Annotated in this window: 17 protein-coding genes; 7 read left to right on the top strand and 10 right to left on the bottom strand. The window is 71.5% G+C overall.

Annotated features, from left to right (window positions below):
- Window positions 1-26: 26 nt before the first annotated feature.
- Window positions 27-938: a helix-turn-helix domain-containing protein gene (locus IE107_RS21240; RefSeq protein ID WP_189545422.1), complete on the top strand. Its 912-nt coding sequence runs from the start codon at window positions 27-29 to the stop codon at window positions 936-938.
- A complete protein-coding gene (locus tag IE107_RS21235) occupies window positions 935-1,582 on the top strand; it encodes an HAD family hydrolase (protein WP_189545421.1) in 648 nt (215 codons plus the stop codon). The genes IE107_RS21240 and IE107_RS21235 overlap by 4 nt, the downstream gene beginning before the upstream one ends.
- Before the next feature lie 46 nt (window positions 1,583-1,628).
- Here the strand turns inward: IE107_RS21235 and IE107_RS21230 are convergent, their stop codons facing one another.
- Window positions 1,629-2,312 (bottom strand): hypothetical protein, encoded by a 684-nt coding sequence (locus tag IE107_RS21230; protein WP_189545420.1) that lies wholly within the window; start codon window positions 2,310-2,312, stop codon window positions 1,629-1,631.
- Window positions 2,313-2,876: 564 nt separating this feature from the next.
- Between IE107_RS21230 and IE107_RS21225 the strand changes: the two genes are divergently transcribed.
- On the top strand, window positions 2,877-3,278 hold the full coding sequence (locus IE107_RS21225) for an RNHCP domain-containing protein (protein WP_189545419.1): 402 nt from the start codon (window positions 2,877-2,879) through the stop codon (window positions 3,276-3,278).
- A gap of 39 nt (window positions 3,279-3,317) precedes the next feature.
- Window positions 3,318-3,734: an RNHCP domain-containing protein gene (locus IE107_RS21220; RefSeq protein ID WP_189545418.1), complete on the top strand. Its 417-nt coding sequence runs from the start codon at window positions 3,318-3,320 to the stop codon at window positions 3,732-3,734.
- A gap of 171 nt (window positions 3,735-3,905) precedes the next feature.
- Here the strand turns inward: IE107_RS21220 and IE107_RS21215 are convergent, their stop codons facing one another.
- The 4 genes from IE107_RS21215 to IE107_RS21200 form a co-directional block, all read right to left on the bottom strand.
- Window positions 3,906-4,544: an RlpA-like double-psi beta-barrel domain-containing protein gene (locus IE107_RS21215; RefSeq protein WP_189545417.1), complete on the bottom strand. Its 639-nt coding sequence runs from the start codon at window positions 4,542-4,544 to the stop codon at window positions 3,906-3,908.
- A 278-nt stretch (window positions 4,545-4,822) separates the two neighbouring features.
- Entirely contained in the window at window positions 4,823-8,353 is a 3,531-nt protein-coding gene (locus IE107_RS21210) for a hypothetical protein (RefSeq protein ID WP_189545416.1), read from the bottom strand.
- A 197-nt stretch (window positions 8,354-8,550) separates the two neighbouring features.
- The gene (locus IE107_RS21205) at window positions 8,551-10,032 is read right to left on the bottom strand and encodes a peptidoglycan D,D-transpeptidase FtsI family protein (RefSeq protein ID WP_189545415.1); all 1,482 of its coding nucleotides are present in this window, start codon (window positions 10,030-10,032) and stop codon (window positions 8,551-8,553) included.
- Between the two features lie 109 nt (window positions 10,033-10,141).
- Window positions 10,142-10,987 (bottom strand): LLM class F420-dependent oxidoreductase, encoded by an 846-nt coding sequence (locus IE107_RS21200; protein WP_189545414.1) that lies wholly within the window; start codon window positions 10,985-10,987, stop codon window positions 10,142-10,144.
- A gap of 259 nt (window positions 10,988-11,246) precedes the next feature.
- Here IE107_RS21200 and IE107_RS21195 point away from each other — a divergent pair, with 259 nt between their 5' ends.
- Window positions 11,247-12,755, top strand: coding sequence for a CehA/McbA family metallohydrolase (locus tag IE107_RS21195; RefSeq protein ID WP_229867144.1), 1,509 nt, complete (start codon window positions 11,247-11,249; stop codon window positions 12,753-12,755).
- A 21-nt stretch (window positions 12,756-12,776) separates the two neighbouring features.
- Here IE107_RS21195 and IE107_RS21190 read toward each other — a convergent pair whose 3' ends face one another.
- The 4 genes from IE107_RS21190 to IE107_RS35155 all read right to left on the bottom strand — a co-directional run bounded on the left by IE107_RS21190 (window position 12,777) and on the right by IE107_RS35155 (window position 15,959).
- Window positions 12,777-13,526: a hypothetical protein gene (locus IE107_RS21190; protein ID WP_189545412.1), complete on the bottom strand. Its 750-nt coding sequence runs from the start codon at window positions 13,524-13,526 to the stop codon at window positions 12,777-12,779.
- Window positions 13,527-13,853: 327 nt separating this feature from the next.
- Window positions 13,854-14,153: a DUF6342 family protein gene (locus IE107_RS21185; protein WP_189545411.1), complete on the bottom strand. Its 300-nt coding sequence runs from the start codon at window positions 14,151-14,153 to the stop codon at window positions 13,854-13,856.
- Between the two features lie 214 nt (window positions 14,154-14,367).
- The gene (locus IE107_RS35160) at window positions 14,368-15,351 is read right to left on the bottom strand and encodes a DMT family transporter (RefSeq protein WP_229867143.1); all 984 of its coding nucleotides are present in this window, start codon (window positions 15,349-15,351) and stop codon (window positions 14,368-14,370) included.
- Window positions 15,348-15,959 carry a TetR/AcrR family transcriptional regulator gene (locus tag IE107_RS35155; protein ID WP_229867142.1) on the bottom strand — a complete coding sequence of 204 codons (612 nt, stop codon included), beginning with the start codon at window positions 15,957-15,959 and terminating at the stop codon, window positions 15,348-15,350. Before IE107_RS35155 ends, IE107_RS35160 begins: the two co-directional genes overlap by 4 nt.
- 139 nt (window positions 15,960-16,098) lie before the next feature.
- On the opposite strand from IE107_RS35155, the gene IE107_RS21175 reads away from it, so the two are divergent.
- Window positions 16,099-16,740: a DNA polymerase ligase N-terminal domain-containing protein gene (locus IE107_RS21175; protein ID WP_189545410.1), complete on the top strand. Its 642-nt coding sequence runs from the start codon at window positions 16,099-16,101 to the stop codon at window positions 16,738-16,740.
- Window positions 16,737-17,450, top strand: a complete 714-nt coding sequence (locus IE107_RS21170; protein ID WP_189545409.1) for an HhH-GDP family DNA glycosylase — start codon at window positions 16,737-16,739, stop codon at window positions 17,448-17,450. The genes IE107_RS21175 and IE107_RS21170 overlap by 4 nt, the downstream gene beginning before the upstream one ends.
- A 37-nt stretch (window positions 17,451-17,487) precedes the next feature.
- On the opposite strand, the gene IE107_RS21165 is transcribed toward IE107_RS21170, so the two are convergent.
- Window positions 17,488-18,663 carry a macrolide family glycosyltransferase gene (locus tag IE107_RS21165; protein WP_229867141.1) on the bottom strand — a complete coding sequence of 392 codons (1,176 nt, stop codon included), beginning with the start codon at window positions 18,661-18,663 and terminating at the stop codon, window positions 17,488-17,490.
- Window positions 18,664-18,938 lie beyond the last annotated feature (275 nt).

Raw genomic sequence — 18,938 nt, 5'->3', positions numbered from 1 at the left:
CCACCGAGGAAGTTCGGAGCTTCCCGATGGATACACAGCAGGTTAGCGCGCCCTCGCGCTCCGCGTCCCCCGTTCGCGGAGGCACCACGCCGACATCCGGTGTCGTACACATCAACACCCGGCACACCAGCCGGTTCACCGTCATCGGCAACCACCTCGCCCAGCACCGCGAGCTCTCCCTGCTGGCGATCGGGCTCTCGACGTACATCCAGTCGCTGCCCGCCGGAGCACGGATCGGGATCAAGACGCTCGCCGAGCGGTTCCCCGACAGCGAGGCCCGTATCGCCGCCGCGTTACGCGAACTTGAGGCGCACGGCTACCTGAGCCGTACCCGCGAGCGGCTGCCCAACGGCCGCGTCGTCACGCGCACTTGCTCCTACAACCAGCCGCCCCGCACCACGCAACGGCGCCCGGCCCCGGACCCGGCCCCCAAGCTGCGCCGCCAGGCCCCCGCACCCATCCCCGTGGCCGCCCCGCCAACCCCCGTGGCCGCAACGCCCCCGCCGACACCCACACCCCCGCCACTCCCCCAGCCCCGCAACCCGCTCCCCCAGTACCTCCGCGCCGCCACCGCGCTGCTCACCGACCTCCACCGGCACTCGGCCGCGATCACCCTCACCGAGAAGGACATCGTTCTCCTCGCCCCAGCTGCCGCCACCTGGTTCGAGCGCGGCGCCACGGCCGCCGTCCTCCGCAAGGCCCTCACCGACGACCTTCCCCAGCCCCTGAAGCGCCCCGCCAAGCTCCTCCGGTACCGGCTCACCGCTCTCCTCCCGCCCCCGCCGACCCCGGAGCACCCCACGGTCCTGCTCCAGAACTGCGACCGCTGCGACCGGGCCTTCCGCTCCCCCACCCCGGGCAACTGCCGTGACTGCCGTGACTGCCGCGAAGAATCGGCCGACATCCCCTGCTCCTCGCTCTCTATCCTGAGCGAATGATCACTGCTCCCGAACTCGTCATATTCGACTGCGACGGCGTGCTCGTCGACAGCGAGCGCATCGCCGTACGCATCCAGGTCCAGGTGGGCGCCGAGCTGGGATGGCCGCTGACGGCGGAGGAGGTCGTCGAGCAGTTCGTGGGGCGGTCGAACAAGTCCATCGGGGAGCTGATCGACGCCCGGCTGCCCGGCGCGTCCGCCGCCTGGCAGCGGCGCTTCGAGGACCTCCACCGCGAGGCGGTCGAGACCGAACTCGTCACGGTGGAGGGAATCCACGAAGCGCTGGCCGCCCTCACGCTCCCCACCTGCGTGGCGTCCAGCGGCAGCCACGAGAAGATGCGCCACACCCTCGGCCACACCGGGCTCTACGCGCACTTCGAGGGACGCATCTTCAGCGCCACCGAGGTCGCACACGGAAAGCCCGCCCCCGATCTCTTCCTTCACGCGGCCCGGCGGATGGGTGTCGACCCCGCCGCCTGCGTGGTCGTCGAGGACAGCAAGTACGGCGTGCAGGCCGCCCGTTCGGCCGGGATGCGGGCCTTCGGCTACGCAGGCGGGCTGACTCCGGCGCACTGGCTGGAAGGCCCGGACACCGTGGTCTTCGACGACATGCGCAAGCTGCCGTCGCTGCTGTCCGGGAGCTGAGAGCTCCCGGCCCACCGCTTCACGTGTCTCGCGGTGCGCCGGGCCGTCACCACTCCTCGTCGTAGCCGATCACCCGGAAGCTGCCCGCGACGCCGTCCTCGATGAACCCGCCGCCATGGACGGTAGGGGTCACGACACCGTAGGTGCTGCCATACGGGCCGACCGAGGCGACCGGAGCACCGCCGTCACAGGCGAACCCCCGAAAGACCTCGACCGCATACCGGCTGTCGTTGTAGATGCTGAAGCTGCTCGATCCCAGCCCGCTGGCCGCGGGGACGCAGCCCCCCGGATAGGCGGCGTACTCCCGCTCGTTGAAGAAGATCCTCCCCACTCTCTTCCCGCCGTAGCCGCGGTCCCGCCCGCCCCGGTCGCCACCTTCGTCGTCCCGCCCACCTCGGCCGCCGCCTTCGTCGTCACGCCCGCCCCGGTCGCCGCCGCCCTCGTCGTCGCGCCCACCCCGGTCTGCGCCTTCGTTGCGCCCTCCGCGGTCGGAGCCCTCACGGTCGCCGTCCCTGTCCCCCTTGGCCTCCGTTCCGCTCTCGCTGCCGACGGGGGCCGGTGCGGGGATGGCCTGCCGGGCGGGCGGGGCGGCCCGGTGGGCGGTCTGCTCGGCCTGCCGGGCGGCCGGTTCGGCCTGGGTGGATCCTTCGGTCGAGGCATAGGTGATGCCGGTGGCAAGGACCGCTGTGCTGACTACGGCGGCGGCCACCGTGAAGGTACGCGAGGACATGTCACTTCTCTCCGTCTCAGAGACGCCGACCGGGCGGCCGACCTGCGGCGAACGTATCGACGGACCCCATACCTGTCATTTCGGACAAGTCGAGGGCGTGACACCGTAGGACCGGTCGGGTACAAAGGCGGCATTCGATGCATATCCACAACGTTCAGGGCCCGCCCGGCCCGCTACGCCACGCCCTTGGCCACCCCGCACACGTCCGCACCGATATTCGCTGGATCCGGTGGGGGTGCGTTGTTACGGTGCTGGCACCTCGACCACGGTGCCGACCGTCGGTGACTTATGGGCGTTCGCCCTGGAAAGCAGTTGATGTATGCCCCGGCCAGCAGTTCCGAGCCTCCCTCGCCGCGCCTTCATCCGCGCCGGGGCGATCGGAGCCGCGTGCACGCGCACGCCCGCGGCATCGCACTGACCCGCGCAACCTGACCGGTACGCGCTTCCTTCCCGTCAGTACGTGATTCCCGGCCGCCGCCTCACGCCTCTCCGGCCGCCGCCCCCGAGGGCCGCTCGGTACTTCCCTGCTGCATTGCTCATCCTCTTCGGCAAGGAGAAACCCGGGTGTCCACCGACAACCCCCAGCACCGCACGTCCAAGTCCTCCCACCACGGCCCCAGCGCCTATCTGAGGACCGATACCTTCACCTGCGTGTGGTGCGGGCTGACCATCGCCACGCTCGCGCCCGATGGCAGCCGTCGCAACCACTGCCCCAGCTGCCTGCACTCGAAGCACTGCCTCGACCACGTCGAGGGCGGCCCGTCCGACTGCGGGGCGCGTATGACCCCGATCTCCATCGCGGTGCTCCGTACCGGTGACTGGATGGTCATCCACCGCTGCACCCGCTGTGACGAGCTGACCTCGAACCCGGTCTGCGGGGACGACAACCAGCTGATCCTGATGCGGATGGCGGTCCGCCCGCTGGCCCAACCGCCCTTCCCCCTCGAAGCGTTCGGCGATCTGTGACCCACCGGAAGCGACCGAGGAAGGGACGGAGGACCCACCATGCCACGACGTGGACCCCGGCGGTCGTCGTACCGCCCGCAGAGACGGAAGGACGTCCTGCACAAACCGGGCGGCGCCCACGGCGACGCGTTCCGTTGCGCCGGCTGCCGGCTCGACGTACCACTGACCGCCCCGGGCACCGCCCATCGCAACCACTGCCCGCACTGCCTGACCAGCGTGCACGTCGATCTGCGGATACCGGGAGACCGGGCCGCCGACTGCGGCGGGCGGATGACGGCGCTCAGCCTGTCCGTCCGGCAGGACGGGGAATGGACGCTCATCCATGAGTGCCTGACCTGCGGTGAGCTCAGTGCCAACCGCATCGCGGGGGACGACAACGCCCTCGCGCTGATGCGCATGGCCGTACGCCCCTTGTCGGACACCCTCGTCCCCGTACGGGCGCTGCTCATGCTGTGACGCGGGTGTCGCCGCTGCCCGAGCCGCCCGGCTCGGGCAGCGGCGACAAACGAGTTGCGCACCGACCGGACGGGGTCCGGCCGATGCTGCCGAGGGTGGGGGCAGGGCTCTTCTTCAACACGTCCCCGCTGCTTCCTCTGCCACCCCTCAAGCAATATGGCGGCGAGCCGACTACTCCACGAAACGCCAGGCGACGTCGATCGAACCCTGGTCGAGGGAAGCGAGCGCCTTGAATGCGCCGGGCGTCAGATCGAGGCCATACCTGCCGGCACCCGGGCTCTGGTCAACGACCGTCGCGGTTATGGACTTTCCGTTGTGCGTGATCTCGACCTTCTTCCCGCAGGAGGGAGACGGGTATCCGGATCCGAACATGCTGGGGTCGAGCGCCACAGCGAAATCGCTGTCCGTGGTCACGATGCCGCACGCCGTCAGTCCGGGCTGGTAGTACGTCGCATTTCCGTGGTAGCTGCCCGACGGCGGCTCTGCGGGCGGCCCCGACGTCCGGGCCGGCGCCGGGGGTGTCGCCTTGCCCTGCTCCGGGGGCGGCGTCGTTGTCTGGCCCGGCTCCGGGGGCGGCATCGTTGTGCTGCCCGGCGCCGGAGGCACCGTTGTCCCACTTGGTTCCGGGGCGAGAGTGGAACGGGGCGGCTCGGGCAGGGTGGAGGCGGATTCCTCCGGTTGCCCTGAAGCGCTCGATGCCGGGACGGGGATGTCGGTGTCCTCCGAGGCGGAGGCGGTGGCGACGACCACGGCGGCGGAGCCGACGGCCAGCAGTGCGGCCGCCGCGACTTTGGCGATCTTTGCTCTCAACGTTCCCTCTCTGAATGTCACATTCCGGGCGGCGCGCATGCGAAGCATTCGTGGCGGGGGGTGCCATGAAGTTTCCTCGCGACCACGCCGCCGCGATCGCCGGCCCACGGGGGCCGACGATCGCGGCGGCCCCATGATGACCAATCCCGCTGATGCCGCACTGACGCCCCACTGACGTCGGGCAATTGGCCGCGAACTCCGGGCGCCCGTACGTGCAAGAGCCGGGCGCCGCACCGTCTGGTGCGGGGCGCCCGGCCCTTGCGTTCACCTCACCTGCGTCAGCGGGCGACCGCCTTGGTCGCCGCGCTGACGGCGGAACCACTGCTGTGGCCGGTGCGGCGGGCGGTCACCTTCACGGTGATCTTCTTGCCGCGCTGGGCGGACTTCAGCGTCAGCGAGGACTTGGTCGCGCCGGAGATCGCCTTGCCGTTCGCGTACCACTGGTAACCGTACGAGGTCGGGGTGGGCGTCCAGGTGCCGTGGGCGGCCTTGAGGGTGCGGCCCACCTTCGCGGTGCCGGAGATCGTGGGCTGCTTGGTGGCCTTGGGCGCGCTGCCCACGGCGACCTTCACCGAGGCGGGCGTCGCGGAACCGTCGGCGTGACCGGTCCGGTGGGCCGTGACGGTGACGGTGATGTACTTGCCGAGCAGCGAGGCCGGGACGGTGTACGTGGACGACGTCGCGCCCGTGATCGCCTTGCCGTCGGCCTTCCACTGATAGCCGTAGGAGGTGGCGGCGGGCGTCCAACTGCCGCTCGTGGTGGTCAGCTTGGCGCCGACCTTCACAGTGCCGGTGATCTTCGGGGAAGTCGTCACCCGGGGCGCCGCGCCCTTGGCCACCGTGAGCGCCGCCGAGGTGGCCGGGACGTCCGCGGTGCCGGTGCGGCGGGCCGTGACGGTGACGGTGAGCTTCTTGCCGAGCAGCGACACCGGGACGGTGTAGGTGGCGGCGGTGGCCCCGGTGATCGGCTGCCCGTCGGCGTTCCACTGGTAGGTGTACGAGGTCGGGGCGGGGGTCCAGGTGCCGGGGGACGCGGTGAGGTGGTCACCGACGCGGGCCGGGCCGCCGGTCGTCGGAAGCGTGCCGTTCCTGAGCGGGGCCGAGGTGACGGTGAAGCTGCCCTGCGAGTACTCGCCTCCCCTGTGCGTGATGACGCTCGCGCTCCAGGCGCCCTCGGCCGCACCGGTCAGATCCAGTTCGGCGGTCAGGGTGCGGCGGTCCGGCGAGACGGAGACGGTGGTCCCGGTGATCTCCCGGCCGGCATTGCGCAGCACGACGCGGTCGTCCTGGTGCAGGGCGCTGCCGGTGACCGCGACCGTCGTCCTCGTACCGGAGACGCCGGTGGTCGGGGCGAGCTTTGTGACGGTCACCCGCTCCATGCCGCAGAGCCCCGAACAGACCGCTTCGGCCTTGTAGGAGGTCTTCGACGCCTTCTCCGGCAGGGAGAGGACCAGGATGCTCGGGGTGAGCTCGCGGGAGTACTGCTCGATCACCGAGCACTGGTAGCCGCCGGGGGTGCCGTACACGCAGCCGTTGTCGAGGCTCGGGTCGTAGAGCGCGGGTACCGCCGTCTCCGTGGCACCCGTCGTGTCGCTGATCTCCATCTTGAAGCGGTCGCTGTAGGCGGTGGGCAGCGCGGCGCAGACGGCGGTGTGCTCCTCGTCGAGGGTGCCGGTGACCGGGCCGTAGCCGTACGCGATGCTCTGCGGCTTGTCGCACTCGGCGGCCGGTCCGTCCGGGCCCGCGATGCGCAGGGCGTCGAAGCGGTACGAGTCGGGGGCCTTCAGCGTCGTGGGGACGGTGACCATGACCTGGTAGTGGGTGGAGCCGGTGACGGCGCATGCCCGGTTCTTGTTGCACAGGGCGGTGCCGTCGGCGCCGTACACCACGATGTTCGCGGCGCCGAGCGCGTCGCGGACGTCGATGTGCAGGGTGTCCTTGGCGTCGGCGGTGGTCACCTGGCGGCAGCGCAGCTCGCCGGGGGCGCCCATGGTGCCGCCGGTGGACGGGCCGCCGGGCTTCGTCGCCGGGTTCGGGGTGCAGCCCTCGGCGGTCGCGGTGACGTCGCGGCGGGCCAGGGTGTACTCGGCGGGGGTGTCGCGGCCGGTGACCAGCACGGTGTGGGCGACGCCCGGGGTCAGCGCGCAGGTCGTCCAGGTGGAGACGGAGGGGCGGGTCGAGCAGATCTGCTTGCCCTGGACGTCCAGGACGGTGAACTGGGCGAGGGCCGTGGTGCCGGATGCCGCCCGGAGCTGGAGGTTCTCCTGGGCGCTGTGGTCGCCGGCCGGGATGCTCAGGCAGTCCGAGAAGACGCCGTCACCGGTGGAGACGCGGGCGGCGGGGCCGGTCGCGGTGAAGTCGCCCGCCGGGATGGCCGGGCAGTCGCTCGCCGCGTCGGTGCGGTGCAGAACGAAGGTGTACGGACCGGTCGGCTTCGACTCGCTGGTGGTGGAGACCAGGGCCCGGAACGGGGCCTTGCCGGTGAGTCCGCAGGTCCCGTTGGAGAGGCGGGACGGGTCGCACCGCTCGATGCCGTCGGCGTCGACGACGGTCACGTCCGGGTGGGGCGCGGGCCCGTAGACGGGCTCCAGCGCCGCCAGCCGGGCGCCCTCGGGGAGCGGCAGGGACAGGCAGTCGATCTCACCGCCGACGGTGAACTCGGATCGGTGCACGCCGAGTTCGACCGGCTCGCAGCCGGTGGTGGCGGTGTGGTCGATGACGAGGGTGGCGGCGTCGGTGAAGACGGTGTAGTCACCGGCGGCGGGCAGGGAGCAGACGTCCCAGGTCCGGCAGGCGGTCTTGCCGTCCTTGTCGTACACGGCGAGGGCGGACCGTACGCCGTCGTGGACGGCGTACGCGTCGTAGCGTCCGGCGGCCTTGGCGGTGAAGGTCCGGCATCCGTGGGACGGGTCGGCGGCCGTGGGGCCGGAGTTGTATCCGTTCAGCGCCGGGTGGGTGCAGCCGGCCGGGTCGGAGATCCGGCGGACGGTGAGGGTGTACTCGGCGGGGAAGCCGTGCTCGGCCTCGCTGACCTGCGAGAGCACCCGGTAGGGGCCGTCGCCGGGCAGGACGCAGCCCTCGCTGTCGTCCTCGTTGAAGTGCGGGCAGATCCGGGCACCGGTCTCGTCGGTGATCCACGCCAGGCTCTGGCCGTACGCGGTCGTCCTGATCTTGTTGGTGATCCGCTCACCCGGCTTGCCGGCGAACGGCTGGCACTGGATGGCCGTCGGCCCGGCCGCCGAGCCGACGACGGGTGCGGTGTCCCAGGACGTGGCGGTCTCGGGCGCGCAGCCCTCGGTGGTGGCGAGGGGGACGACGGCGACGATGGGGCTGCTCGGCTCGGGCCAGTTGTTGTACAGCCGGAGCGTGAAGTCGCCCGAGCGGGGCAGCCGGCACCAGCCGGCACCCCACTCGGGGTCGTAGCAGTCGAGCTCCGTCTCGCCGTCGTGGACATGGGCGTACGTGCTGGCGGCGGTGCCGCCGACGAGTACGACCTTGTGGAGTCCGGCGGCGTCGGCCGTGAACGTGAAGCAGGCCGTGCCGTCGCCCGGGATCGTCGGCCTGCCCACCGCGGAGGCGGCCTCGCCGAAGCCGGAGAGCGGCAGAACGGCGCAGTCCTCGCCGGCTGTGGGCTCGGCCGTGGCACCGGCCGCATCAGCGGTTCGCGCCGTCGTCGGGGCGTACGCCTGCGCGGCGCTCGCGGGCATCAGCAGCGGGAGCAGGACCGACAGCGCGAGCAACAGCACGGCGTACGCCCCCGGTCTCGCCGCTCTCCCGGATCTCGCCGCGGTGCGTGGGCAGTTGGGCATTCCGTTCCCCCCGGACCGGTGAAGTGTGCGCTTCTGCCGGGGCTTCACGAACGACCTACGAACGCGGGAAAGCCCGGGACAGGAGCGAGATGTGCGCGACTCGTAAAGATGAGCGCACGCGATCATCGCACACACGTCCCGGGCTTCCCGAAGATTTTCGGTTCCGCTTCTCCGAGAATTCCGGTGGTGCTCGCGGGCTACTTGCCCAGCACCGCCTTCATCACGCTCTTCGCGATCGGCGCACCGAGCCGGCCACCGGAGATGTCCGACCGGGAGATGTCCATGGCGGTCGGGTCGATGAACACCGCGACCGCGACCGACTTGCCGCCCGACTTGCCGTACGAGACGAACCAGCCGTACGGCACCTTGTCGTTGACATTGACACCGCGCTGCGCCGTGCCGGTCTTGCCGCCGACCGTGACACCGTCGATCAGGGCGCGCTGGGCGCTGCCCTCCTTGGCCGTGAACTCCATCATTTCCTGGACCTTCTTCGCCGTCTCCTCGGAGACGGCCTGGCTCTTGAGCTTCGGCTCGTTCTTCTCCAGGACCGACAGGTCGGGGCCGCGCAGTTCGTCGACGATGTACGGCTGCATCAGCTTGCCGTCGTTGGCGAGGGCGGCCGTCACCATCGCCATCTGCATCGGTGTGCTGGTGAGGCTGCCCTGCCCCATGCCTGTCAGCGCGGTCCCGGGCTTGTCCAGTTCGCTCGGGTAGAGGCTCTTGGTGGCGAGCATGTCGCCGAACTCCTCGGAGTAGACATCGGCGTTGAAGCCGAACTTCTCCGCGGTCTCCCGCATCTTCTCGGCACCGACCTTGGACGCCGCGTCGAGGAAGACGTTGTTGCAGGAGTACTGCATCGCGGTCTTCATGGACGCCTTGCTGCACACCGCGTCGCCGGCCTCGCTGCCGATCTTGTTCGTGGAGAGCGGCAGGGGGTACGGGGAGACGGCGTCGGACGCCGCGTCGACATCGGTGACCACGCCGTTCTCCAGGGCCGCGGCCGCGGTGAGGATCTTGAACGTCGAGCCGGGCGGGTAGGTCTCCCGCAGCGGACGGTTGGCCAGCGGCTTGCTCTTGTCGTCGACGAGCGCCTGGAACTTGTCCCCCTCCTTGAACGAGTTCCCGGCGAAGACGGACGGGTCGTACGAGGGCGTGGAGACGAGGGCCAGGACCTTCCCCGTCTCCGGCTCCAGCGCGACGACGGCGCCCCGCGCGCCGAGCTCGGTCAGCCCCTTGTAGCCGGCCTTCTGCGCCTTCGGGTCGATCGTGGTGATCACATCGCCGCCGCGCCGCTGCTCGCCGGTGATGATGTCCTTGGCGTGCCGGAACGCGAAGCGGTCGTCCTGGCCGCTGAGGATGCTGTCGTACGTCTTCTCCAGGAGGGACATGCCCTGCGCCTGGGAGGCGTATCCCGTGACGGGGGCGTACATCGGGCCCTGCTTGAAGGTCCGCTTGTACTTGAAGTCCGTTCCTTCGACCGCCTTGGATCCGGTGATCGCGTCGCTGCCCACGATGATGTCGCCGCGCGGGGTGGCGAACTGGGTGATCTTCACCCGGCGGTTCAACTCATGTGTGGCCAGGGACTCGCTCTTGACGTACTGGAGCCAGTTCGCCCGCAGCAGCAGCGCCATCACCAGCAGTCCGCAGAATATGGCTATGTGCCGCAACGGCCTGTTCATCCTGATCCACTCCCGTGCTCACCAACGTTTGTTCCGCAACTGAGGAAGATGCCGATTACGGGCAAATGGTTGCACCCGCAACCGCCTGGGCCCGCGGGCACCCCCCTGCTCAGAGGTACTGCGCGTAGCCGTCGAGCGCCCGCAGCACCTCCGGCTCGCCCGCCGGAGGCAATTGCAGCACGACCTCCTCGATGCCCAGGTCCGCGTAGTGTGCCAGCTTGCCCGCGTCCGGGAGCACCGCGTACGGCACGACCTGGAGGTCCTTCGGGTCGCGGCCCGCCTCCTCCCAGGCCGCGCGGAGCTTCGGCACGGACTCGGTCAGGCCCCGGCCGCCGATGGGGAGCCAGCCGTCGGCGTACTGCGCGATGTGGGCGAACAGCTTCGGGCCCGCCGCGCCGCCGATCAGGGTGCGGGGGCCGTTCACCGGGCCGCGGGGCCGCTGGACCGGCTTGGGGTACGCGTGGCTGGCCCGGACCGAGCCGAACTCGCCCTCGTGGGCCGTGGGTTCGTCCGCCCACAGGGCGCGCATCAGGGCCATCCGGTCGCGGACGAGCTCGCGGCGGGCCGGCCAGTCCACGCCGTGGTCCGCGGCCTCTTCGACGTTCCAGCCGTAGCCGACGCCCAGGGTGAACCGGCCGCCGGAGAGGTGGTCGAGGGTGGCGATCTGCTTGGCCAGGCCGATCGGGTCGTGCTGGGCGACGAGCGTGACACCGGTGCCCAGCGAGAGGCGTTCGGTGACGGCGGCTGCCTGGGCGAGGGCGACGAAGGGGTCGAGGGTGCGGCCGTACTCGGGCGGGAGTTCGCCGCCCGCCGGATTGGGCGTGTCCCTGCTCGCCGGGATGTGGGTGTGCTCGGGCAGGTAGAGCCCGCCGAAGCCGCGCTGTTCGAGCTCGCGGGCGAGCCGCAGCGGCGTGATCGTCTCGTCGGTGAGGAAGATCGTCGTGGCGATCCGCATCTGAGGACACCTCCGTCGTGATCCGGTGACAGGCCCTGGGGACCCAACGTATGCCGTGCGGTGCGGAAAGCCGAGCATGCGGGAGGTCAGGTAAGCCGGGAAAACGGGGAGTTGAGTGGTCGGCCCGTTCAGGTGTCCCGGCGTTCTTCCGTGGTTCACCGCCGGCCGCCAGTCTTTCGGGTGCGTGTCATTCCTCGCCACCCACGACACCCGGGGAGCCCTTCGCATGTCCGGATCGCACTCCGCTCACGGTCACCCGATGGCCAGGCGCGGCCTTCTCGTCGGGACGGCCGCCACCGCTCTAACGTTGGGCACCGTGAGCTTCGCCGACGCCGCACCCCCGAACGGCGGCCAGGACGGCACCGACGGCCCGGACCGGACCAGGACCGTGCGCGGCACCCTGCCGACCGGGTCGCCCGACTATGTGTACCTGCCGGTCGAAGTACCGCGCGGAGTAAGGGAGATCGCCGTCTCGTACACGTACGGGAAGCCTCCCGTACCGGCCGGGACACAGGGCAACGCCCTCGACATCGGCATCTTCGACGAGCGCGGCACCGCACTGGGCGGGTGCGGGTTCCGGGGGTGGTCCGGCGGGGCGCGCGGCGGCTTCTTCATCCGGGCGGACGAGGCGACGCCCGGCTACATCGCGGGTCCGGTCCGGGCCGGTACGTGGAACATCGCGCTCGGCCCCTACACCGTCGCCCCCGAGGGCCTGCCGTACGAGGTGACGATCACCCTGCGCTTCGGGGCGGCCGGGTCCACGCCGGAGCCGGTGTATCCGCCCCGGCGGGCGAAGGGGCGCGGGCGGGCCTGGTACCGCGGGGACTGCCATCTCCACTCCGTGCACTCGGACGGCAGGCGCACCCCGGCCGAAATCGCCGCCGCCGCGCGCGCGGCCGGGCTCGACTTCATCAACAGCAGCGAGCACAACACGTACTCCGCACACGGGGCGTGGGACGGGCTGTGGGGCGACGACCTGCTCGTCCTCACCGGCGAGGAGATCACCACCCGCAACGGGCACGTGCTCGCGGTGGCCACCGACCCGGGCACCTTCGTGGACTGGCGCTACCGGGCCCGCGACAACCGGTTCGGGCACTACGCGAAGGCCGTGCGCCGGGCCGGCGGTCTGGTCGTGCCCGCCCATCCGCACGCCACCTGCATCGGCTGCCACTGGAAGTTCGGCTTCGGCGAGGCGGACGCGGTGGAGGTGTGGAACGGCGCGTACTCCCCCGAGGACGAGATCGCCCTGGCCGAGTGGGACAACTCCCTGGTCGCCGCCGTCCGTTGGGCGAAGCCGTGGGTCGCGGCGATGGGCAACAGCGACGCGCACCGGGAGCCGGACGTGGTGGGGCTGCCGCAGACCGTCGTCCTCGCCGAGGAACTGTCGCGCGAGGCTGTCGTGGCCGGGATCAGGGCCGGGCACTCGTACATCGCGGAGTCGTCCGCCGTCACGCTCTCCTTCGGCGTCCTCGGCGGGCGCGGGCTGCACGCGGGGATCGGTGAGCGGCTGCGGGTGGACGGGGACGACACCCCGGTCACCGTGCGGCTGGAGGTGGCCGGGGTGCCCGGCTGCACCGCGCACTTCGTCACCGACCAGGGCACGCTGTTCACTGCCGGGCTGCCCGAGTCGGGCACGGGGGCGGTGCAATGGCGCACGACTCCGGCCTACGCCGCCTACGTACGGGCCGAGGTCCGGCATCCGGCGACGGTGCCAGGGCTGCCCGGGGCACTCGCCGCGCTCACCAACCCGGTGTTCCTGGAGGGGTAGGACCTACGGTTCGGTCCGGGCTCAGGCGCTGGACAGGGAGCGCAGCCGTATGCCGTGGCGGGCCCGCAGCCGACCGATCTCCCAGGCCGCGACGGCGCTGGTGGCGAGGGCGCCGCCCAGCGACAGCCACAGCGGTGCGTCGTAGCCGTTGTCCACGACGTGGACCGGGAACAGCTCTCCCACGAGCAGCAGTTCCCACGAGAGCACCACGGTCAGCAGCGCGGGCAGCGCCTGATGGACCTCCATGGTGCGGAACATGTGGCGGGCGATGCACGGCACCGACATGCTCACGAATCCGATGGCCCGCAGGAGCAGCGGAAGCCCGGCCAGGAAGGTGATTCCGCCCACCAGCACGCTCGTGCGGTGACCGAGCCAGAACGGTCCGATCGCGGTGGCCACGAGCAGCAGCCAGTGGCCCAGGAACATCCCGACCGCGATGGACGGCCCGCGCAGCCGCGCCGTCATCCGCTGCCGGTCCGCGCTGCTCACGAGGGCGAGGAACGCCCCGACGACCAGGGGCACCGTCACCAGCAGCAGGAAGGGGGCCGCCAGCAGTCTGACCACCCCGGACGCGGCCCAGTTGGCCAGCCAGTCGAGCAACGGGATGTCGCGGGCCCCCGCCTGGGGGACCTCCACGAGCATCGCGATCGAAATCCCGAACCAGAAGCGGGTCAGCTGGATCCCCTGGATGAGGCGGTCGTCCAGGATCCGCTCCTGCGGCGGCTTCAGGTAGCGCTCGACGATCTCCCGGTCCCGCGCCATCAGCGCCACGGCTGCCCTCCGTCCCCCCGCGGGGCCCACCGTCCCCGTATCCCCCGCCTCCGGGCCGAAGGACTTCCGGCGCCGGTGAAGGCGAACAGTGTGTCAGGAAGTCCCGTGGCGGAGAAGGGACAGGCACCTCGTCACGCGGCCTGCCCAACCGACAAACTCAAGCAGTGGCGTGGCCTGGCCACTCGATACGCCAAGACTGCAACCATCTGTCTTGCCGGACTCCACCTCGCCGCCGTCTTCATCTGGTCAGCGAGGTGACCCGAAGGAAGCGGCCTACCCCGTCCGGGGTACGGCGGCCCGTGGCGGCCGTACCCCTCAGGCCGTCCCTTAGTAGCGGAGGTCCTTCTGCTCGGGGATCAGGCGGCCGGCGATGTGCAGGTTGCCGTCGGAGTCGAGCACCGCGATGATCTTCTTCGTGGAGCCGTGGTGGGTCGTGAAGTAGACCTTGTCCGCCTCCTGGGAGGAGGAGTGGTTCGTGTTCACGGACAGCTCGATGCTCACCGGGGAACTGATGAGCACGTCCTTCTTCGGCGAGGTCGGGTAGACCTGGTTCTGCCGCAGCGTGACGCGGCCGTGGGTGTCCCCCTCGTCCCAGTCGGACGCCACGCCGAGGTCGATGTCAGCCATGCGATTTCCCCTCCGGTTCCAGTGGAAGAACTCTGTGGCCGGGCGTCACAGGACATCCCGAACCGAGCCCAGAACCTACGCAGTTCGTTCACATGACGGCACCACATCTTGCGGGTATGACTGATTTTCATCTCGCTTCGTCGCGAATTGACATCAAGGTTCCGGAGCTACCGAAACGTCCGAAAAGCGCCGTGACAAGCCTTCGGAATGACGGCTAGGCCCGCTCGTCCACGGCGGGGACGGCGACCGGGGTCACTGTGCCGCGTGCACGTACGCGGACGGGCCGGGCGGGCGCGGTCAGCACGCCCAGGCAGGCGATGACGAGGGCGATGCCCGTCCAGCCGAGGGCGGGGAGGTGCTCGCCGACGACCAGGACGGCGAGGACGGCCGCCACGGCGGGTTCCAGCAGGGACAGGGTCGTCGCGGTGCTGACCGGGATGCGGGACAGGCCGTAGCCGAACAGGACGTACCCGGTGAACATCGGCACCAACGCCATGTACAGCCCGACGCCCGCGTTGGTCCAGGAGGCGACCAGCGGCGCGCCGGTGGCCAGCAGGACCGGTACGAGCATCAGCCCGCCGAGGCCGAACACCGCTCCCATGGCCGCCCGCGAGGCGATGGAGCGAGTGATGAGGCGGTGCGCCGCCCACGCGTACACGGCGTACGTCAGGCCCGCGACCAGCCCGAGACCCACGCCCACGACGGTCTGCCGGGCGGAACCCGTACCCGCTCCGGTGCCCGCCTGCGCGGCCTCGGCCGCGCACAGCAGCACCGTGCCGGCCAGCCCCAGGGCAGCCCCCGTCAGCCATCTGCGGGACAGGCTCCGGCCGTCGGCGAGCCGCTCGATGAGGGCCGATGCCAGCGGGGCCGAGCCGATGGAGACGACCGTGCCGACCGCGACACCGGCCAGGTGCATGGAGGTGTAGAACGCGAGCGGATACAGCGCCACACCCGCTCCCCCGACGAGCACGATCCGCCACTGCGCCGTCAGTCGGGCGCGGCTGCGCGCGATGCCGCGCCCGGCCACCAGGGCCTGGAGCAGGCCGCCCAGGCCCATCGCGGCGGCACCGATGGCCAGCGGCCCGACCTGGGGCGCGAAGGTCGCCGCGGTGCCCGTGGTGCCCCAGAGCACCGAGGCCAGCAGAACCGCGAGCGCGCCGAGGCCCGGCCCGGCGGTGCGCCCGGCGGGCCGGTTCACAGGGCGCCCACCAGGGATGCCGCCAGGTCCCGGGCGCTGCGCATGCGCGCACCGTCGCCTTCGAGGCCGGCGCGCACGATGGCCCCTTCGAGCAGGAACGCCAGGTGCTCCGCCAGGGCGCGGACCCGCTCCTCCTGGCCGGGCAGCAGCTCCCGGAGGTGGGCGGCGAGCAGGCTCTCGACCTGTTCCTTGTGGCGGCGCACCACGGCCCGGCCCTCGTGTCCGGTGGGCAGCTCGGCGGCCGCATTGAGCAGTCCGCAGCCCCGGAAGCCGTGCTCGTAGGCGAAATCGGCGTGGTCGGCGTAGGCGTCGAAGACGGCCAGGACGGCGTCGGCCGGGCCCTGCGCTCCGGTCAGCCGGTGCCGGTAGAGACCGAGCCACTCCTCGTGCCTGGCCTCCAGGTAGGCGCGGACGAGGTCGGCCTTGGAGTCGAAGTTGTTGTAGAGGCTCATCTTGGCGACTTTGGCCTCGGCCGTGATCGTGTCGATGCCCGTCGCGGCCACGCCGTCCGCGTAGAACCGGCGCGCGGCGGCGTCGAGGATCCGCCCGCGCGCCGCCCCCCGCCGCCGCTTCACCGGCTGCTTCTCCTCGGCCTTCGCCTCGTCCATGTCTGCCCGCCTCCTTAATTAGGTAGGTCAGTCTACATAACATTGAGCTCGGCGCCGGAACCCGTCCCGGTGCGCTTCGCGACCGGGGGCGTCACAGTGGAAGGAGCACCGGGCGGGGGCTGCCGTAGGAGGTGTCCGGATGGATGCGACCGGTGACAACGACGACCGGACGGGCAACGCAGCAGGAACGGGCGACGACGACCGGACGGGCGATGCAGCAGCAACGGGCAAGGGAGCACGGACGGGCGCGGCCCCCTGCTTCGTCGTGCAGATCCACCAGGCGCGGCGCATGCACTTCGACTTCCGGCTGGAGGTCGGCGGCGTACTGAAGTCGTGGGCCGTGCCGCGCGGCCCCTCGGAGAACCCGCGCGAGCGGCGGCTGGCCGTCCCGACCGAGGACCACCCGCTGGAGTACCGCACGTTCGAGGGCGTCATCGCCGAGGGCGAGTCCGGCGGCGGCACGGTGATCGTCTGGGACCAGGGCACCTACCGGCCGCTCAGCCACGACCGATGGGGCACGCCGGTGCCGTTCGAGCAGTCCCTGGAGGACGGCCACGCGACGTTCTGGCTCGACGGGACCAAGCTGCACGGCGAGTTCGCCCTCACCCGCTTCAAGGGCGGCGACGCCCCGGGTGAAGAGGTATGGATGCTGATCAAGGCCAAGGACGGCCAGGCCACCCAGGACGGCCCCGAGGCGCCGGACCCGTACCTCGCGCGTTCGGCCCGCACCGGCCGCACCCTGGCCCAGGTCGCGGCCGAGGAGGGAAGCGGGTCCCCATGAGCGCCCGCGACACCGTGGAGGTCCTGCTCGCCCGCCACGGAACCACGTACGCGGCCGAGGCCGGGATCCGGCTGCGGAACACCCCGCAGCCGCTGTACCAACTCCTCGTCCTCAGCGATCTGTTGAGCGCCCGCATCCGCGCCTCCGTGGCGGTGGCGGCGGCGCGGGCGCTGTTCGGCCACGGCATGCGCTCGCCGCGCCTGATGGCCGCGGCGACCTGGCAGCAGCGGGTGGACGCGCTGGGCGAGGGCGGCTACCGGCGCTACGACGAGCGGACCGCCACCCAGCTCGGCCAGGGTGCACAGCTCCTGCTGGACGACCACGGCGGCGACCTGCGGCGGCTGCGCGAGGAGGCCGACGGCGACCTGGACACCCTGCGGGCCGGGCTGCGCCGGACCCCGGGCATCGGCCCGGCCGGCGCGGACATCTTCGTACGCGAGGCGCAGGCCGTGTGGCCGGAGCTGGCCCCGTTCGTGGACGGAAAGGCGTTCCAGGGCGCCGAACGCCTGGGGCTGCCCGCCTCACCGGCCCGGCTGGCGGAGCTGGCGAGGTCGGCGGAGCAGGCGATGCAGGCCGAGCCGCCCCGGCCGGCGCGAGGGGCCGGCCGGGGCGAGCAGACGGACGGGCGCGGGATCGCCGTGCTCGCGGCGGCCCTGGTGCGTGCCGCGCTGGACAAGCACGTCGTGGACGACGTCAGGGCTCACACCTGAGGCGCTCCCGCGCCCGGCGGGGCGGGAGGGCTGCCGGTCAGTCCAGCAGTTCCTCGATGAGGTCGGCGGCCCGCGTGGTGCCGCCCTCGGCCCGCGCGGCGGCGCGCAGCCGCGCGGACCGGCGGGCCACCTCCGGGTCGGTGACGAGTCCGGTCAGGGCGGTCCGCAGGGCCTCGGCGGTGGCCTGATCGGTGTCGATGCGGCGGGCCACTCCCAGCTCGACCAGCCGGTCGGCGTTGGTGAACTGGTCGGCGGCCTGCGGCACGGCGATCATCGGCACACCGGTGAACAGCCCCTCGCTGCTGCCGCCCATGCCCGCGTGCGTGACGAAGGCATCGGCCTGCTCCAGGATCGCGAGCTGGGGCACCCAGGAGTGCACCTCGACATTGGACGGGATGTCGCCGAGTTCCGCCGGGTCCGTGTACTTCCCGATCTGGAGCACCACGTGCCAGCCCGGCAGGTCGCCGTACGCGGCCAGGCACTGGCGGTAGAACTCGGGCCGGTTGGTGAACGCCGAGCCCAGGGAGACCAGCAGCACGTTCTCGGCACCGGCGGGACGCGTCCAGGCCGCCGTGTCCGCCCGGGTGCCGAAGCACGGGCCGACGAAGGTGACCGTGCCGGTGTCGACCCGGTCGGCATGCGGCTGCATCGCCTTCGGGATCGTCGCCAGGGTGTGCGCGGGCCGTCCGCAGAAGGCCTCCATGTCGGTGGTGGACGCCCCGCAGTCGGCGAGCCAGCGGGTGAACCTCGCCCGGTACGCGTCGGCGCCCGGCAGCTGCCACAGCTGCGCCGCGACGTCCTGGTCGTAGCCCTCCCAGCCCACGAAGGTCGGGGAGAGCTGCATGAGGGGACGGCCCTGCGTCTCGGCGAGGACACGCGCCGGGTAGGCGCCGATGTCGTAGAGATACAGGTCCGCGGGGTCGCGGTCGTAGACGGCACGCAGCTGCGGGAGGGCCTGCACCGCGTCGTCGAGGAAGACACCCATCGCGCCGATGGGGTCCTCGGGCCAGTCGTTGTCGGCGACCGGCAGTACGGACTTGTAGGGGACGAACTCGGCGCCGGTGGCCTCGATCAGCCCGGCCACCGCCGGGTCGTTGGCGTAGGTCACCCGGTGGCCGCGGGCCACCAGCTCGCGGATGATCTCAAGGCTCGGCAGGACATGGCTGACGGCGGGAATGCCGATCATCGCGACATGGGCACGACGACGTGACATGGACGATCACTTCTTTTCAGGTCTACGGCGAATGGGACACAGCGGTCCGGTGCGCAGGCCACAGGCGGAAATCACTGTGGGCGCACTCGGACACAGCGGTCCGGTGCGCCGGCCACGGGCGGGAATCGCCGTGGGCGCACTCGGACCTGCCGGGACGGGGTACCTGCCCCGCCCGCGTGTCAGCCGTAGATCTGAAGGAAGGAGTCCATGCCCGGGACCCTAGCCCGCCGCCGCGCCCCCGCGCACGGGGTTTTCCGCGGACGCCCCGCCGGGCC

It is taken from the genome of Streptomyces gelaticus (assembly GCF_014649535.1).
Taxonomy (GTDB): Bacteria; Actinomycetota; Actinomycetes; order Streptomycetales; family Streptomycetaceae; genus Streptomyces; species Streptomyces gelaticus.
The sequence above is the reverse complement of the archived record's forward strand: the minus strand, read 5'-3'. Positions and strand labels throughout refer to the sequence as shown.

What these genes read in the sequence shown, in the direction of transcription:
- IE107_RS21240 (WP_189545422.1), top strand. Translation starts at nt 27, where the DNA reads ATGGATACACAGCAGGTTAGCGCGCCCTCGCGCTCCGCGTCCCCCGTT.
- IE107_RS21235 (WP_189545421.1), top strand. Translation starts at nt 935, where the DNA reads ATGATCACTGCTCCCGAACTCGTCATATTCGACTGCGACGGCGTGCTC.
- IE107_RS21230 (WP_189545420.1), bottom strand. Translation starts at nt 2,312, where the DNA reads ATGTCCTCGCGTACCTTCACGGTGGCCGCCGCCGTAGTCAGCACAGCG.
- IE107_RS21220 (WP_189545418.1), top strand. Translation starts at nt 3,318, where the DNA reads ATGCCACGACGTGGACCCCGGCGGTCGTCGTACCGCCCGCAGAGACGG.
- IE107_RS21210 (WP_189545416.1), bottom strand. Translation starts at nt 8,353, where the DNA reads ATGCCCAACTGCCCACGCACCGCGGCGAGATCCGGGAGAGCGGCGAGA.
- IE107_RS21205 (WP_189545415.1), bottom strand. Translation starts at nt 10,032, where the DNA reads ATGAACAGGCCGTTGCGGCACATAGCCATATTCTGCGGACTGCTGGTG.
- IE107_RS21200 (WP_189545414.1), bottom strand. Translation starts at nt 10,987, where the DNA reads ATGCGGATCGCCACGACGATCTTCCTCACCGACGAGACGATCACGCCG.
- IE107_RS21195 (WP_229867144.1), top strand. Translation starts at nt 11,247, where the DNA reads ATGGCCAGGCGCGGCCTTCTCGTCGGGACGGCCGCCACCGCTCTAACG.
- IE107_RS21185 (WP_189545411.1), bottom strand. Translation starts at nt 14,153, where the DNA reads ATGGCTGACATCGACCTCGGCGTGGCGTCCGACTGGGACGAGGGGGAC.
- IE107_RS35155 (WP_229867142.1), bottom strand. Translation starts at nt 15,959, where the DNA reads ATGGACGAGGCGAAGGCCGAGGAGAAGCAGCCGGTGAAGCGGCGGCGG.
- IE107_RS21175 (WP_189545410.1), top strand. Translation starts at nt 16,099, where the DNA reads ATGGATGCGACCGGTGACAACGACGACCGGACGGGCAACGCAGCAGGA.
- IE107_RS21170 (WP_189545409.1), top strand. Translation starts at nt 16,737, where the DNA reads ATGAGCGCCCGCGACACCGTGGAGGTCCTGCTCGCCCGCCACGGAACC.
- IE107_RS21165 (WP_229867141.1), bottom strand. Translation starts at nt 18,663, where the DNA reads ATGTCACGTCGTCGTGCCCATGTCGCGATGATCGGCATTCCCGCCGTC.